The organism is Rhizobium sp. BK049, assembly GCF_014193135.1.
In the GTDB taxonomy this organism is placed as follows: Bacteria; Pseudomonadota; Alphaproteobacteria; order Rhizobiales; family Rhizobiaceae; genus Rhizobium.
In genome coordinates this window covers 25800-41676 of the sequence record NZ_JACHYV010000012.1, presented here as the reverse complement: position 1 = coordinate 41676, position 15877 = coordinate 25800, and the positions used below count along the sequence as shown (strand labels likewise).

At 61.4% G+C, this 15877-nt stretch carries 18 protein-coding genes; 11 read left to right on the top strand and 7 right to left on the bottom strand.

Translation table 11 applies throughout. From position 1 onward, the window contains the following. Positions 1–66: 66 nt before the first annotated feature. Together FHT70_RS14425 and FHT70_RS14420 are read right to left on the bottom strand one after the other, a co-directional pair. Entirely contained in the window at positions 67–588 is a 522-nt protein-coding gene (locus tag FHT70_RS14425) for a BA14K family protein (RefSeq protein WP_097598019.1), read from the bottom strand. A gap of 172 nt (positions 589–760) precedes the next feature. Next, positions 761–1225 (bottom strand): Lrp/AsnC family transcriptional regulator, encoded by a 465-nt coding sequence (locus FHT70_RS14420; RefSeq protein ID WP_097598018.1) that lies wholly within the window; start codon positions 1223–1225, stop codon positions 761–763. Positions 1226–1379: 154 nt separating this feature from the next. On the opposite strand from FHT70_RS14420, the gene FHT70_RS14415 reads away from it, so the two are divergent. The 4 genes from FHT70_RS14415 to FHT70_RS14400 all read left to right on the top strand — a co-directional run bounded on the left by FHT70_RS14415 (position 1380) and on the right by FHT70_RS14400 (position 5268). Continuing rightward, on the top strand, positions 1380–2099 hold the full coding sequence (locus tag FHT70_RS14415) for an aspartate/glutamate racemase family protein (RefSeq protein WP_097598122.1): 720 nt from the start codon (positions 1380–1382) through the stop codon (positions 2097–2099). Between the two features lie 233 nt (positions 2100–2332). After that, complete coding sequence (locus FHT70_RS14410; protein WP_183702322.1) at positions 2333–3250, top strand: helix-turn-helix domain-containing GNAT family N-acetyltransferase; 918 nt, start codon at positions 2333–2335, stop codon at positions 3248–3250. Positions 3251–3320: 70 nt separating this feature from the next. Next, positions 3321–3944, top strand: a complete 624-nt coding sequence (locus tag FHT70_RS14405) for a TetR/AcrR family transcriptional regulator (RefSeq protein ID WP_183702319.1) — start codon at positions 3321–3323, stop codon at positions 3942–3944. 109 nt (positions 3945–4053) lie between these two features. Beyond that, positions 4054–5268 (top strand): MFS transporter, encoded by a 1215-nt coding sequence (locus tag FHT70_RS14400; RefSeq protein ID WP_183702316.1) that lies wholly within the window; start codon positions 4054–4056, stop codon positions 5266–5268. Here FHT70_RS14400 and FHT70_RS14395 read toward each other — a convergent pair. Next, the gene (locus FHT70_RS14395; protein WP_085778712.1) at positions 5265–5681 is read right to left on the bottom strand and encodes a helix-turn-helix domain-containing protein; all 417 of its coding nucleotides are present in this window, start codon (positions 5679–5681) and stop codon (positions 5265–5267) included. The genes FHT70_RS14400 and FHT70_RS14395 overlap by 4 nt on opposite strands. Positions 5682–5806: 125 nt before the next feature. Here FHT70_RS14395 and FHT70_RS14390 point away from each other — a divergent pair, with 125 nt between their 5' ends. Next, positions 5807–6715 (top strand): SDR family oxidoreductase, encoded by a 909-nt coding sequence (locus FHT70_RS14390; protein ID WP_097598014.1) that lies wholly within the window; start codon positions 5807–5809, stop codon positions 6713–6715. Positions 6716–7123: 408 nt separating this feature from the next. Here the strand turns inward: FHT70_RS14390 and FHT70_RS14385 are convergent, their stop codons facing one another. Beyond that, positions 7124–7876, bottom strand: a complete 753-nt coding sequence (locus FHT70_RS14385) for a pyridoxine 5'-phosphate synthase (RefSeq protein WP_183702314.1) — start codon at positions 7874–7876, stop codon at positions 7124–7126. A 431-nt stretch (positions 7877–8307) separates the two neighbouring features. On the opposite strand from FHT70_RS14385, the gene FHT70_RS14380 reads away from it, so the two are divergent. Next, positions 8308–9000, top strand: coding sequence for a MerR family transcriptional regulator (locus FHT70_RS14380; protein WP_085778715.1), 693 nt, complete (start codon positions 8308–8310; stop codon positions 8998–9000). Between the two features lie 95 nt (positions 9001–9095). On the opposite strand, the gene FHT70_RS14375 is transcribed toward FHT70_RS14380, so the two are convergent. After that, entirely contained in the window at positions 9096–10223 is a 1128-nt protein-coding gene (locus FHT70_RS14375) for an ATP-dependent RecD-like DNA helicase (protein ID WP_183702311.1), read from the bottom strand. An 83-nt stretch (positions 10224–10306) separates the two neighbouring features. Next, positions 10307–11233, bottom strand: a complete 927-nt coding sequence (locus tag FHT70_RS14370) for a LysR family transcriptional regulator (protein WP_183702309.1) — start codon at positions 11231–11233, stop codon at positions 10307–10309. Between the two features lie 131 nt (positions 11234–11364). Here FHT70_RS14370 and FHT70_RS14365 point away from each other — a divergent pair, with 131 nt between their 5' ends. From FHT70_RS14365 to FHT70_RS14350, 4 genes are all read left to right on the top strand, one after another. Further along, entirely contained in the window at positions 11365–11844 is a 480-nt protein-coding gene (locus FHT70_RS14365) for a carboxymuconolactone decarboxylase family protein (RefSeq protein ID WP_097598010.1), read from the top strand. Positions 11845–11911: 67 nt separating this feature from the next. Beyond that, on the top strand, positions 11912–12670 hold the full coding sequence (locus tag FHT70_RS14360; RefSeq protein ID WP_183702307.1) for an SDR family oxidoreductase: 759 nt from the start codon (positions 11912–11914) through the stop codon (positions 12668–12670). A 62-nt stretch (positions 12671–12732) separates the two neighbouring features. After that, entirely contained in the window at positions 12733–13149 is a 417-nt protein-coding gene (locus FHT70_RS14355; protein ID WP_183702305.1) for a cupin domain-containing protein, read from the top strand. Between the two features lie 95 nt (positions 13150–13244). Next, on the top strand, positions 13245–14726 hold the full coding sequence (locus FHT70_RS14350) for a cyclic nucleotide-binding domain-containing protein (RefSeq protein ID WP_183702303.1): 1482 nt from the start codon (positions 13245–13247) through the stop codon (positions 14724–14726). Here FHT70_RS14350 and FHT70_RS14345 read toward each other — a convergent pair whose 3' ends face one another. Further along, the gene (locus FHT70_RS14345) at positions 14727–15215 is read right to left on the bottom strand and encodes an Rrf2 family transcriptional regulator (RefSeq protein ID WP_183702301.1); all 489 of its coding nucleotides are present in this window, start codon (positions 15213–15215) and stop codon (positions 14727–14729) included. A 269-nt stretch (positions 15216–15484) separates the two neighbouring features. On the opposite strand from FHT70_RS14345, the gene FHT70_RS14340 reads away from it, so the two are divergent. Next, a complete protein-coding gene (locus FHT70_RS14340) occupies positions 15485–15865 on the top strand; it encodes a hypothetical protein (RefSeq protein WP_183702298.1) in 381 nt (126 codons plus the stop codon). Positions 15866–15877 lie beyond the last annotated feature (12 nt).

Sequence of the window (15877 nt, the reverse complement as noted above, 5' to 3'; positions counted from 1 at the left end):
CCCAACGGATCGGAAGAAGTTGGGCGGCCTGAAAACAGTTCATAATGCGGACGGCGTCAGTGCCAATCAATAGGGACCGACGCACTGACGTCGGGGGCCATAATAGGGCTGGTAGGTATTGTCATACGCCCGGTACGAACGATACCGGGCGTAGCACCAGCTCACGTGACTGCTGCCCCCTCCATATGCATAGGCCCGATAGGGCCGGCCATAATAGCCGCCATAGCGGTACGGCGAGCCGTAATAGCCGTAGGGCGAGCCGTAATAGCGGTAGGGCGAGCCGTAATAGCCGTAGGGTGAACCGTAGTACGAGCCGTAATAGGGCTGCGCCAAGGCGCCGCCGATGATGGTGCCGACGGCCAGACCGCCTAAGGCCCAGCCCCAATCCGATCCATGGTGATGATGGCCGTGATAGCCGCCTCCGTAATAGCCGCCACCCCAGTGGCCGCCGTGGCCGCGCCATCGCACATGCTCGATTTGCTGCTGCGCTTCGATCCTGGGTGGATTGATAGCCGGAAACGCCTGTGCCGGCGTGATGCCGGGGGCACCCATGATCAAGCATAACGTAACGACAGTCAGCTTTCTCATGATTGTTCTCCTCCTCCTTCAAGAGGAGGAAATATCCTCCCCTCCTCCTGAACCAAAGGTGAACATAATACATCGAAAAATGTTCCGTATCGAGAAAAATCAATTCCTATCGATGGAAGTCAGGGTAACGGCTCCTCGGGCGACCCAACCCTGCTTTTCAGCATACCGCTGTTCACCGAGCGTAACCCACGGGTATCGCCATCCCATGCTTCAACTTTTCCATCGAAATCGAAGCCGACACGTCGAAAAGTTCCAGCCTACGGACGATCTGCTTATAGATGACATCGTAATGCTCGACGCGCGGCAGCACGATCTTGAGGATGTAATCGTGATTGCCGGTCAACCGGTGCGCCTCGACGATCTCGGGAATATCTCTGATGATTCTGCGAAAACTCTCCGTCCATTCGTCCGAATGATGCGCCGTCTTGACCAGCGCGAAGACCGTGGTCGGCACGCCCATCCTTTCGCGGTCGAGCACGACGATGCGCCTGGCGATATAGCCGGTCTCCTCCAGCCGCTGAATGCGCCGCGAACAAGCCGAGACGGAAAGCGCCACGCGCTCCGCGAGGTCGGTGACGGATATGCCTGCATCCGTCTGCAGCATGTCTAGAATACGTCTGTCGCGATCGTCCAGCATGTGTGTGAAGTCAACCTTGCGCCTTCGTTTTGCGCGATTCTTCAAAATCGCGCAATTTTATAGCACACATTAAGCGTGAAGGACAAATAACGCAAACACGCCGCGCCGAGATTGCGGCATGATTTTGGAAGTTGAAGCATGGGAGCGTAAAGTGATGGAAACGATCGGCCTGATCGGCGGCATGAGTTTCGAAAGTTCGGCGGTCTATTATCGTCTCATCAACGAGATGGTGCGCGCCCGCAAAGGCGGCCTCGCTTCGGCGGAGCTCATCCTGCATTCGGTCAATTTCGAGGAAATCGTCGCGCTTCAGAAGGCCGGCGACTGGGACATGGCCGCCCGCCGCCTCGCCGATGTGGCTCTGCGCCTGCAGGTAGGCGGCGCCGGCTGCGTCCTCATCTGCACCAACACCATGCATTTGATCGCTGACGAGGTTGCGAAGAAGATCTCCGTGCCGCTGATCCATATTATCGACGAGACGGCGAAATCGCTGCATGCCGCCGGCCGCAAACGCCCGCTGCTGCTCGCCACCCGCTACACGATGGAGCACGGTTTTTACGCCGACCGCATGAAGAGCCTCGGTCTCGACATTATGGTGCCGGATGCTGCCGACCGCACCACCGTGCACGACATCATCTTCAACGAGCTCTGCGCCGGCAGGGTGCGCAATAGTTCACGCGAAAAGCTGATCGCGATCATCGACCGCGCCATGGAAAGAGGTGCCGACAGCATCATCCTCGGCTGCACCGAGATCTGCCTGATCCTCGATCCTGACCGCCTGCCGCTGCCGGGCTTCGACACGACGACGATCCATGCGCGCGCGGCAGTCGAGTTCGCTTTTGGGGCTGAGGAAAAAACGGAAGAAGAAGCCGCCTGAACCGCAGCGACAATTTAGTTGACTCAGTCCACTAAATGCGTGACAAAAGTCTTCATACGGAGACTTTTGTCAGTTGTTGACGCGCCTCATCTCACCCGGCGTCATCTCGGCCTTGTGCCGAGGATCTGCTGCCTATCGACTGACGGCAGATGCTCGGGGATGCCAGAGCATGTCGAAAGAGAAGTCGCGGGTCTTGTCGGCAACCGCGGTGTCTCCACCTGGAGACCTTCGCCATGTCCGATATCCCGCTCATCGAAACCGCCCGCGAATTCAATCGCTTCTACACGAACTTCCTCGGCCTCTTGAACAAGGCCTATCTCGACTCGCCGTTTACGCTGACCGATGCCCGCATCCTGTTTGAGATCGGCTCGCATGACGGCGTGAGCGCCGCCGGCCTCGTGCGCGACCTGCATCTCGACCCGGCCTATCTCAGCCGCATCCTCAAGCGTTTCCGCGACGAGGGGCTGATCGAGACCAGCCCCGACCCGGCCGATCTACGCAGCCAGGTCATCACTGTCACCGATCAGGGACGAGAGCAGTTCGAGGAACTCGGCCGGCGCGCCAATGCGCAGATTGCAGCCCGTTTCGACACGCTGGCCGACGGCGAACCGCAGGCTGTCGTCTCGGCGATGGGCACGATCCGCGCTCTGCTCGATCCGGCCGTCAAACCGGCGCCGGCCATCCTCCGCTCCCACCGCGCCGGTGATATTGGCTGGATCGTTCAGAGCCAGGGCCGCTTTTACGCCGAGGAATATGGCTGGGATCTGCGCTTCGAGGCGCTGGTCGCCGAGGTCGCCGGAAAATTCCTCGCCAATTTCGATCCAGCGCTCGAATATTGCTGGATCGCCGAACGCGGCGGCATCAATGTCGGCTCCGTCCTCGTCACCAATGGCGGCGACGGCGTCGCCAAGCTACGCCTGCTCTATGTCGACAAATCAGCTCGCGGTCTTGGGCTCGGCAAGCTGCTGGCCGACGAATGCATCCGTTTCGCCAGGCAGAAGGGCTATCGCGAGCTTTCCCTCTGGACCAACGACATGCTGGAAACCGCCCGCGCCATCTACGTCAAAGCAGGCTTCCGACTTGTCTCCGAGGAGAGACATCGCATGTTCGGCCCTGAGGCGAACGGCCAGAACTGGGTTCTTACCCTCTGATGTCGCCCCCGAATGTTGCGTCGCAAAAATTTCGCTTGATTTGGAAACAATCATTCCCTAATTAGGGATCATGACCGTTGACAACCTCACCTCAGATGGAAAAGCTCGCAGTCGTGGCCGTCCGCGCGAGTTCGATATGGACGCCGCTCTGGATGCCGCCCTGCGGGTCTTTTCCGAACGCGGCTACCACGCCACCTCGATCAGCGATCTGACCGAGGCGATGGATCTCGCTTCGGGCAGCATCTACAAGGCGTTCAAGGATAAGCGCGGCGTCTTTCTTGCCGCCTTTGCGCGCTACCGCCAGCTCGGCCGCCGGCGTCTGGAAGCGATGATCGCGTCTGTGCAGACGGGCCGCGAAAAAATCTTCCAGATGGTGATGTATTATACCGAGCTCTCCTATGGCGATGCCGGCCGCAAAGGCTGCCTCGTCGTCGGCGGTGCCAACGATTTCTCCCTGCTCGACGGGGAAGCCGCCGCCAACGTCGCGAACGCCTTTGCCGCCGACGAGAAGCTGATGGCCGATCTCATCCGCCTCGGCCAGGCCGACGGCACCATTCCGCAGACCGTGGACCCCGATGCCGCCGCCCTCGCCTTTCTTTGCTTCACCAAGGGCTTGCGCGTCATCGGCAAAACAGGACGCGGCAGGCAGGAGATGCTCGCCGCGGCTGAAGCGTCGATGAAGCTCGTGACCTGAGGTCGGGCCCGAGACGCTCGAAAATAACGGCATCCGATCAAGGATCGGGTGGCCGCAGCCAGCATTTTTGCATTCAATCCTCGCAAATCCTTGGATACCGGAGTTTCCGATGAGCATTTCAGCCACAACGCCTGAGAAGGCCATTCCACGAACGCTGTCACCCTGGCTCACCTTCCTTTTCGCCGCCGCCTGCGGGCTGGTGGCCGCCAATCTCTATTACGGCCAGCCGCTTGCCGGCCCGATCAGCGCCGATCTCGGTTTCACGCCCGCCGCCACCGGCCTGATCGTCACGCTGACGCAGATCGGCTACGGACTCGGCCTGCTGCTGATCGTGCCGCTTGGCGACCTCACGGAAAACCGCCGCCTGGTGCTGCTGCTGATATCAGTCTCTGCCGCGGCACTCATGGGCGCCGCACTGTCGACGACGCCTGCGATGTTCCTCACCGCCTCGCTCTCCATCGGCCTCGCCTCGGTCGCCGTCCAGGTACTCGTACCCTTTGCCGCAAACATGGCGCCCGATGCCACACGCGGCCAGGTCGTCGGCAATATCATGAGCGGTCTGCTCTGCGGCATCATGCTGGCGCGGCCCTTCGCAAGTTTCGTCGCCGAAGCTTCCTCCTGGCACGTCGTCTATTACCTCACCGCCGGGCTGATGATCGCACTCGCCATCGTCCTGCGCGCCAACCTGCCAGTGCGCCTTCCGAAGACGAAGCTGCGTTATGGCGAACTGCTCGCCTCCATGGCCCATCTGGCGATGACCTCGCGCGTGCTGCAGCGCCGCGCCCTCTATCAGGCCGGCATGTTCGGCGCCTTCAGCCTGTTCTGGACGACGACGCCGCTACTGCTGGCAAGCCCGGCCTTCGGCCTGACGCAGAACGGCATTGCCCTCTTCGCGCTCGCCGGTGCCGCCGGCGCCATCGCCTCGCCGATCGCCGGCCGGCTTGCCGACCGCGGCATGACGAAGATCGCCACGACGATCGCCATGCTGCTCGGCATGGTTTCCTTCGTGATCAGTCATTTCGCAGGCGACGGCTCGCTCACCGCCCTGATCCTTCTGACGGCGGCGGCGATCATGCTCGATTTCGGGGTAACGACCAATCTCGTCTGCGGCCAGCGCGCCATCTACGGGCTGAACCCGGAACATCGCAGCCGGCTGAACGGCCTCTTCATGGCCACCTTCTTTGCCGGCGGCGCGGTGGGCTCGGCGCTCGGCGGCTGGGCCTATGCCACCGGCGGTTGGACGATGACGGCCTGGATCGGTTTCGCCTTCCCGGCACTGGCCTTCCTGCTGTTCCTGACGGAAGGCCGCCATGGCAAAGCTTAGCTCTCTGCGGAATCGAAACGCGAACGGGCGGCGCGAACGGCATCGTGATTCGCTTCCGCCCAGTTCAGAAGCTGCGACAGCGGCTGATAGAGCGAGCGGCCGAGATCGGTCATAGAATATTCGACGCTCGGCGGCTTGGTCGGGAAGACCTCGCGGGCGATGTAACCATCCCTCTGCAGATCGCGCAGCGTCTGCGTCAGCATACGCTGCGAGATGTCGGGCAGCATCCGCCTGAGTTCGCCGAACCGACGGGGCTCGGCCGCCAGCACCTCGAGCAGCAGCGTCGACCATTTGCCGCCGATCTGCTGCATCATGTCCCGAACCGGGCAATTGGAAAAATCGAGGTCGGCAAGGTCGATCTCGCGCCGCGCCCCCGCCATTTTGTTCTTCAGACTGAGGACCGCGCCGCTCATCTGCTGGTTCCCTTTTGGTAACGTAGAGCCGAAAAACTGCCTCCTTTACACCGCGAAGTCAATTCCTATTCTAGAGTTAGTCTCTTTTTGAGACCACCTCGCCCAAACGCAAAAGGAAACGACCCATGAGCGAAACCATCCTGGTCACCGGCGCCGCCGGACAGCTCGGCCAGCGTGTCATCCACCACCTCATCGAAACCTACAGGGTTGCCCCCGGCAACATCGTCGCGGCAACGCGCAGCCCCGAGAAGCTCGCCGAGCTCGCAAATAAGGGCGTCGTCACCCGCAAGGCCGATTTCGATGACGCGGCAGGGTTGGAAAAGGCTTTCGCCGGCGTCGACCGGCTGCTGATCATCAGCACCGACGCGCTCGACACCCCAGGCAAGCGTCTGGCCCAGCACAAGGCCGCCGTCGCTGCCGCCGCCAAGGCAGGAGTCAAGCACATTGCCTACACCTCGATGCCGGCCCCCGACGATTCGCTCGTCACTTTCGCGCCCGACCATCTCGGCACCGAAAATGCTATCAAGGCGAGCGGCCTCGCCTACACAATCATCCGCGACGCCTGGTATCACGACAACTATCTGCATGGCATGCCCCACAATCTACAGGGCGGCAAATGGTTCAGCGCCACGGGCGATGGCAAAATCTCGACGATATCGCGCGACGACTGCGCTCTGGCGATCGCCGCAGCCCTTGCCTCCGGCACCGCCGAAAGCGCCACCTACACGCTGACCGGCACTGAACTGCTGACCAATCGGCAGGTCGCCGCCACCGTCTCCGAAGCCGCCGGCAAGCCGCTCGATGTGGTCGACGTCACGGACGAACAGCTCGGCCAGGGCATCCGCGGCGCCGGCCTCCCCGGCTTCATCGCCGACATGCTGGTCTCCGCCGACGCCAACATCCGCGCCGGCAAATTCGAGATCGTGACCGGAGACTTCACCAAACTAACGGGTAGACAGCCGCTGCCGCTGAAGGATTTCTTCGTGGCGCATAAGGCTGCACTGACGGCGGCTGGCAGCGCCGGGGGGCATTGAGCCGATATGCATCCCTGCGCAACGTCGCAGGGATGCAGCGCGAGTGAGAAAGCTTCACGTCGAATGAATTACGCACGGCGCGGACGCGCCGTGCGTGAATTCCTGTAACATCGCGCAGTAAAGCCCTGAGGACACGAATGACCGAGGAGGAGGGAGTGCCGTGTGACACCCCCTCTGCCCTTCGGCATCTCCCCCACAAGTGGGGAGAGTGGCAGGAGGCTAGACCATCGCTCCCTCGCTACCGTAGCGCGGCAGCTATAGGGTAGTAGTTTGGAGAAGCCATCTCGCCCAGCCGATCTCCCCACTTGTGGGGGAGATGTCCGGCAGGACAGAGGCGGTAACCCCAGGGCGCTACCGATGCGACGGCAAAACCAATTGATACCGCCGTGTCGTCGCTGGACGCCATCGTCAAACCTTCTGCCCACAAGCCCTGCAAAACCGCCGCACCGTTTCCGCCATGCCATATTCCAGCGCATCGGCGGTCAGCCCATGGCCGATGGAAACTTCGGCAAGATCAGGAATGCGCTTCACCAGATCAGGCAGGTTTGCGACCGTCAGATCATGCCCGGCATTGACGGCAAGGCCGATCGCCAGTGCCGCGTCTGCAGTCTTTCCCAGCGCTTCGAGGATGGGAGCCGCCCGTTCGGGCGCATCGTAGCAACCGCCATACGGTCCGGTGTAAAGTTCGATCCGGTCGGCGCCGACCGCCTTGGCGATCTTGACCGCTTCCGCATCGCCATCGCCGTCGGCAAAGAGCGAGACCCGGCATCCCATCTTCTTCAGCCGCGCCACGACATCGGTGAGGAACGCCTGGTGTTTGCGGAAGTCCCAGCCGTGATCGGAGGTCGCCTGCGACGGGTCGTCGGGCACCAGCGTCACCTGCTCGGGTGCAGCGCCGGCGCAGAGTTCGAGGAATTCCTCTGTGGGATAACCCTCGATGTTGAACTCGGCCTTCGGGAATTCGTCGTCGATCAGGTTGCGGATGACGGGTAAGTCGGAAAATCTTATATGGCGCTGGTCGGGGCGCGGATGCACCGTCAGACCGCTGGCGCCTGATGCAAGGGCTATGCGCCCGAGGGCTTCGACGCTCGGCCAGGGCAGATCGCGCCGGTTGCGCAGCATGGCGATGGCGTTGAGGTTCACGGAGAGCTTGGCTGGCATGGCGGATTATCCATCGGTCTCGGAAACGGGAAGCCACGCTTTTTAAGCCAAGTGCCCGGCGATGGCCAACGAGAATCGCAGATGAATGCGACGCCGATATTGATGGATCGGCATTACAACAGTGAGGGGCGTACCAGGAATAGCGGTTCCCGCCGGCTGCGAAGATGCGGCGGGCGCAGCGCGTGTTTTGCTGGAACCTTCGCGCAAAACCTGTAGAGCGCCCCGTCGCGTTGCTATCCCATTTAAAAGAGATTATTTTTAGCACTTATAAAAAAGATCGTTCACGCATAACGTGGACATTGTGTCGCGTAAACGTAGGCCGCGTACTGCTTCTTTCCCATAGAAGACGCTCAGAGGAAACCCCACTCGCCGCGACCGGGAAGCAACTGGCAAAACCGCATGAGGTGCAACAAGATGCCCTAGGAGGGTTCATGCCAGACGGTTCCAAACGCCTGTTTGCTGCCGCCGGTGTCGCCTCGGAGGCCCGGTCGAAATACCGGTTCCTGCCTTTGGCCGCGCTGCCGCCGGATCTGCCGGAAGGTCCGGTGCCTATCGCCGATATGGCCAACGCATTCGGCGTTACGCACAGGACACTGCATTTCTACGAAGAAAAGGGATTGATCTCGGCCAATCGCATCGGCCTGATGCGCGTTTATGGCCAGGACGACGTGATGCGCATGGCCGTCATCACCGTCTGCCGCGAGACAGGCATGCCGATTGCAGTCATCCAGGAACTGATGGACGAGCTTCGCAACGCCGATTCGCAGGAATCGGCCGAGGCGATGTTCCGCGAGGTCTTGCAGGTGCGCAAGCGCGAGTTGACGGCCGAAATGTCGACGCTGCACCGCCAGCTCCAGCAGGTCGGCGATCTCCTGGATTTCGACGACGGCATGGAGACGCAGCCGCTCAACGACAATCAGGACAGTTCCAGCCTGACCGCGCAGGAACTGCGTTGCCTGGAACTGATGGCAGAGGGCTATTCCACCCAGCGCATCGCCCGGGCACTCGATCTGAAGCATGATGAGACCAGGGATCTCGAGGCCGGAATCATCCTGAAATTCCGCGCCAACAACCGCTTTCAGGCGATCGCCAAGGCCGTGCTGCTGGGCATCGTGCAGGCTTAATTCCCCTGACGAGCGCCACTGTCTCCTTCCCCTTTAAACCATAACTGTCCGGTTCACAGCGATGAACGCAGATGAGGGGCCGGCCCCGATCGGGATCAGCGAACGATCGTCAGCGTCTCCGCCGCGCGTGTGATCGCGGTGTAGAGCCAGCGTTCCCGCGTGTCGCGAAAGGCCCAGCTCTCGTCGAAGAGCACGACGTCGTTCCATTGCGAGCCCTGGGCCTTGTGGACGGTCAGGGCATAACCATAGTCGAACTCGTCGTAACGCTTGCGGGTGTTCCAGGGGATCTCGCCTTCGACATCCTCGAAGGCCTGCTTGAGCAGCTTGATCTTGGCCGCCCCGCGATCCATGTCGTCGTCCTCGGGACGGACGAGGAGATTGATGCCGGGCTTCGTCGTTTCCTTGGACGAAGTCATCACCTGCCACAGCGAGCCGTTGAGCAGGCCCTTGGCCGGATCGTTCCGAAGACAGACCAGCTTGTCGCCGGTCTGCGGATAATCGGCGCTGAAACCCTTCAGTTCGCGCAGGCGTTGATTATAGCGCCGCCGCGTCCTGTTGGTGCCGACGAGCACCTGATCGGCATCGAGCACGAGCTGCTGCGTCACCTCGTTCTTCGAGATCACCTTGGCCGTGCCGTAGTCGCCATACATGATCTCGTTGCCTTCGCGCACCTGCATGGCGAGCTTGATGATCGGATTGTCGCGCGCCTGCCGGTGGATATCGGTGAGGAGATAATCCGGCTCCTGGTTGGTGAAGTAGCCGCCGCCCGAAACCGGCGGCAGCTGGCCGGGATCGCCGAGCACCAGGATCGGCGTGCCGAAACTCATCAGGTCCTTGCCGAGCGCCTCGTCCACCATCGAGCATTCGTCGACGATGATCAGCGCCGCTTTCGCCACCGGGCTCTGCCGGTTGATCGCAAACATTGGCGCAATCGAGGTCTTGCCGGTTTCCTCGTCCTCCACCGCTTCCTCGCCGCGCGGGCGGTAGATCAACGAATGAATGGTCTTGGCGTTGGAGGCGCCGCGCGAACGCAGCACCTGCGCGGCTTTGCCGGTAAAAGCGGCAAACAGCACATCGCCATCGACATTCTCGGCAAAATGCCGGGCAAGCGTCGTCTTGCCCGTTCCGGCGTAGCCGAATAGGCGAAAGAGCGGCGAGCGCCCTTCGTTCAGCCATTTCGAAACAGCCTTCAGGGCTTCGTCTTGTTGCGGCGCAAATTGCATGATCAGACGACTTGGCAGGATTCGCCTGACTTAGGCAAGGCGGAAACTGACGCGGCGTGGCCGATGACGGCAGATCCCTGCACTCACCCGTCCCAGCCCCGGTCTACGCCGCTTGAACACATCGACGGGTCCTGCGCCACCGCCTCCATCAGAAAATCCAGAACGGTCTTGACGCGCAGCGGCATGTTGCGTCGCGAGGGATAGACGACGGTGACCGGCAGCCGGCTCGGCTGGAAATCCTTCATCACCGGGATCAATCGGCCGGCGGCGATATCGGGTTTGGCGATGATGTGGGAGAGCACGGCAAGGCCCGCGCCGGCAAGGGCTGCCCTGTGAATGGCGACGGCGTTACAGGCCGTCAGCCGCGGCGAGATCCTGACCGATATATCTTCCGAGCCGTTCGAAAAGGACCATGTATTGGCCTCGCCTGCCCTCGCGTAGCACAGGCATTCATGATCCTTGATGTCCTTCGGGGCGTGTGGAGCCGCCCTGCGCGAGAGATAGGCGGGAGACGCGACGAGGAAGGCCGTCGTCCAGCCGATCCGCCGGCAGACGAGGCTGCTGTCGGCGACCGGGCCAAGGCGCACTTCGAGATCGAGGCGCTCCTCGATCATATCGGAGCTCTGCTCCCTGAAAAGCAGTTCGACCGATAGTTTGGGATAAGCGGCGAGAAGATCGCCCAGCCGCTCGCTGAGATAGAGGCCGAGCGGCGCGGGGACACTGAGCCTGACCTTCCCCGAAGCGATCGCTCCATCCGATCCCGCCGCATCGCCGAGCTCTTCCACCGCATCGAGAATCCTCAGTGCCATCGGCAGCATTCTCTCCCCCTCCGCCGTCAGCGACAGGCCGCTCGTCGTGCGATGCAGCAGGCGCGTGTTGAAATGGCCTTCGAGTGCCGCGACCTGCCGGGAGACCGCGGGCTGGGTCACATTGAGATCATGCGCCGCGGCTGAAAACGAGCCCGTCTCCACGACGCGCTGAAAGGTCCGTAATGCCGAAACGATATCCATCCCCTCCTCCTCATACTTTTGCGCATAGGCTTTATGCCGCCAGACTAAGCGAGAATGGCTTTACAGTCCGGCAATTAAGGATATCATTTATCCATAAGGACATTAAATATCCTTAATTAGAGGAGAAAGACATGACCCAGCGATTGAACTACGCCCAGCAGTCACCCGAGCTCTTCAAGAAGTTCATGGAATTCAGCATGGCGCTCCGCAGCAGCGTGATCGACGAGAAGCTGCAGGCCCTGGTCGAAATCCGCGCTTCGCAGATGAACGGATGCGGCTTCTGCCTCGACATGCATGTGAAGCAGGCTAAAATCCTCGGCGAGAGTGAGCTCAGGATCTATCACGTCGCTATTTGGCGGGAATCGAATCTGTTCATTCCCCGCGAGCGCGCCGCGCTGGCCTGGACCGAAGCCCTGACGAAACTGCCGGAGGGCGGCGTTCCCGACGAGATCTATGAGCGGGTTCGCGGCCAGCTTTCCGAAAAGGAAATCTCCGACCTGACCTTCGTGGTCATGGCAATCAATGCCTGGAACCGCGTCAATGTCGGCTTCAAGACTGTGCCCGGCACGGCCGACAAGGCCTACGGCCTCGATAAGGCAGGCCTGAACTAACCCTCGCAATTCATTGAGAAGATTCATTTTGACGCTGCCGCACCCCGGCAGCGAAAGGAGATCCGTTATGAAAATCGTTGTCATTGGCGGAACCGGTCTCATCGGTTCGAAAACCGTCGAGCGCCTGCGCAAGCGCGGCCATGAGGTGATTGCCGCCTCGCCGAACTCAGGCGTCAACACGATCACCGGAGAAGGCCTGGCGGAAGCGCTTGCGGGCGCTCAGGTCGTGCTCGATCTTGCCAATTCACCTTCCTTCGAGGACAAGGCCGTGCTCGAATTCTTCGAGACCTCGGGACGCAATCTTCTCGCCGCCGAAAAGGTCGCTGGCGTCAAGCATCATGTCGCGCTTTCGGTCGTCGGCACTGAGCGCCTGCAGGAAAGCGGCTATTTCCGCGGTAAGCTGGCTCAGGAAAAGCTGATCAGGGCCTCGGGTATTCCCTATACCATCGTGCATTCGACGCAGTTCATGGAATTCCTGAACGGCATCGCCCAGTCCGGCACCGTCGGCCAGACGGTCCGCCTGTCGCCGGCCTATGTGCAGCCGATCGCCTCCGATGACGTTGCCGACGCCATGGCCGACGTGGCGCTCTCCGCCCCCGCCAACAAGACAATCGAGATATCGGGTCCCGAACGCGCTCGCCTCAGCGATCTCGTCGCCAGCTATCTAAAGGCGATGAAGGACCCGAGGACTGTCGAAGCCGATGCAGAGGCAAGATATTTCGGCGCCAGGCTGAACGATCAGTCGCTCGTCTCCGACGACAATCCGCGGCTCGGTACGATCACCTTCGAAGAGTGGTTCGCGAAATCAGCCAGTCGAAGTGATTGACTTGCCTCAGGACGCGGTCGCTTGGGCGCGTCCTCTCCATCCCAGCAACACAGGAGATTCCCATGATGAGGACATCAATCCTCGCCGCCGCACTCGCCTTTCTCACAGCGAGCGTTGGCGCCGCCCACGACAGCAGCAAATCCGCGAAGGTGACGCTCGTCTATGAGCACGAACTGCCGAACGTGCCTGGCAAGAGCATCAAGGGCGTGCTGGTCGAATACGGCCCGGGCGGCTTCTCCGAGGGCCATACCCATCCGGACTCGGCCTTCATCTACGCCACCGTGCTCGAAGGATCGATCCGCAGCCAGGTCAATGACGGCCCGGTCAAGGTCTATCAGGCCGGAGAGAGCTTTTCCGAAATGCCGGGCGACCGCCATGGCGTGAGCGCCAATGGCAGCGAGACCGAGCCCGCCCGCCTGCTCGCCGTCTTCGTCGTCGACACCGATCAGAAAGAACTGACTTTCCCGCTGAAAAAGTGAGTATCGCTGACGGCCACCCGCGGAGAGCCGGCCGCTTTCGCGGGTGGCCGACACGCTGAATCATGTGCCGCCGCCCCTTCCGGAGACAGACAGAGATGAACTACGACGCGCTCTTCGGTAGGCCGCTGATGTCCCTGATCGTGGTCGGCTTTGCCGGCATCATTGTCTGGTATTTCCTCTCCAGTCAGCGGCCGACGACGCGGCTGGTGGTGCAGATCCTCTTCTTTGCGGTGATGACGCTGATCCTCGTCGGCAGCGGCATCGAACCGCATCGTTTCGGGGGGTATCAATCCGAGGACCCGCGAGCCCTACTCGTCATCCTGGCGAAATCGCTCTGGTGGGTCCATCTGGCATGGGCAGTCATCGGCTTCATCAGGCTCTATCTGGTGCTGGAGGGCAGCCCGCGTGAGGCCCGCCTGCTCCAGGATCTCGTCGTCGGCATCGTCTATATCGGCATCGCGCTCTCGATCCTCGCCTACGTCTTCGGCGTGCCGATCGGCACCCTCGTCGCGACATCAGGCGTGGTCGCCATCATTCTCGGTCTGGCGCTTCAGAACACGCTTGCCGACGTCTTTTCCGGCATCGCGCTGACGCTCGGCCGGCCTTATGTCATCGGCGACTGGATTCTGTTAAGCGACGGCACGGAAGGGCGCGTCGTCGAAAGCAACTGGCGCGCGACACACATCCTGACCGGCGCCAACAATGTCGTCGTCCTGCCCAACAGCTTCCTGGCGAAACTCGGCCTGACCAATGTCAGCCGGCCGGACGAGACCCATCTGCTGATCCTCACCGTCCGCATCGCCCCGACCCGGATGCCGGCATCGATCCGCCAGATCATGCTCGCCGCGCTCACGAGCTGCAATTCGATTGTCCGGGAGCCTGCGCCGGTCGTCGCGCTGAAAGGGCTGGATGCCACCGCACTCGAGGTCGAGCTGCTGTTTCGGGTGACGAGCCCCAGCCTGCGTGTGACGGCGCGAAACGAGGTGCTCGATCTCGTCTATCGTCATTGCAAATCCGCCGGCCTGCTTCTGGCGGTTCCGCCCGCCGCCCATGTGCTGACCGCCGATCTGCCGACGGAAGAAAACGCCAGGCCGCCGACAGTCACGCCGCTTGCACTGATCGAAGCCATTCCGGTCTTTGCGACACTGACATCTGATGAAAAGCAGAAACTTGCTGAAACCACGACTGTCCGGCAGTTCCGCAAGGGCGATGCGATCGTGCGGGAGCGCGAAATGCTGTCCTCGCTGATGATGGTGCGCGCCGGCATCATCGTGGCGCGGCGCGAAGGCGAAGAGCGCGGGCGCTTCGCACCGGGCGATTTTTTCGGCGAGACAGGATTGCTCGTCGGCATGCAGGAAGTCTGCACCTTGGAGGCCTTGACCCCGGCGACGGTCTATGAAATCGACCAGGAAGCCTTTGCGCCGCTGCTCACCCGACGACCCGGTTTGGCCGAAGAAATCGCCGAAGCCCTCGCCGGCCGCGCCGAACGCTTCCGCGACAGCGCTGGCCTGCCTGCGGAACAGGTCCGCAACGCGCATGCCATCCTGAACACCATCAGAACCATCTTCAGGGCATGATCAGCCGGCGCGCTGGAGCACCCATTGGAACGTGTCTTGCCAGATGTCCGCCGGCACCTCCTCGGATAAGGTGCCGACAAGATCGGAGAGCCGGACGGCTCTCAACGTATTTCGCCAAGCCTCGTCGGCTTCCCACATGACGCGCGCAACCGGGCAAGGCTTACTGTCGCAATAGCCTGCCGGCCGGCACGGATTGTTCTCGCGGATATTCGTGCAGGTGAAGCTGCGCGCCTTTCCCTCCACCGCCTCGACAATATCAAGGAAGTTGATCTCGGATGGGGATCTCGCAAGCCTGTAGCCCCCGCTCGGGCCGAGCGTGGTATCGACCAGGCAGGCCTGCGAAAGGCTTTGCAGCGCCTTGGAGAGATATTCCTTCGGCAGACCGTGCAGCTCGGCGAGCGCCTTGGTGGAGAGATACCTGCCCTCGGGCAGGCCCGCGAGAATGGCGCAGCAATGCAGGGCCCACTCGACCTGGCTTTTCAGGATCATTCAGCAACTCATAATGGCTGGTTCTGCGAACCAAATTAAGGATACAGGATATCCGCAAATCGGCATGATGTAAATGACCGGCAGCGACAGCGAGATGTCCACCTTCGCCGAGCAGATCGTCCCTCGCTTGTATCGTGCTCTCCGCGGCCTCTCTCCAGCCTCATCCTGAGCCCGCGAAAAACTTTCGCTCAGCCGGGAATAAAACCGCCTCGCCCCGTGTCTCATATCAGGTATCGCAGCATTGCGTGCCCAACCTGAGGAGAGACATCATGACACCCGTGAAATTCCTGTCCGTCGCGGCGGCAGCCGCGCTTGCCGCGACAGCTGCTTTCGCAGCCCCTCCCGTCAAGGAAGTCGAAACCGCCAAGGGCAAGGTGCTTGCCGGCGAAAATGGCATGACCCTCTACACCTTCAAGAAAGACGCCAAGGGCGTTTCCAACTGCAACGGCGATTGCGCCAAGAACTGGCCGCCGCTGATGGCCGCTTCCGATGCCAAGGCCGATGGTGCATATTCGATCATTGAACGCAAGGATGGTAAGAAGCAATGGGCCAAGGACGGCATGCCGCTTTATTACTGGGTCAAGGACAAGAAGGCCGGCGACATCACCGGCGACGGTGTCGGCGGCAACTGGGACCTCGCAAAACCTTGACGCCAAGGGAAC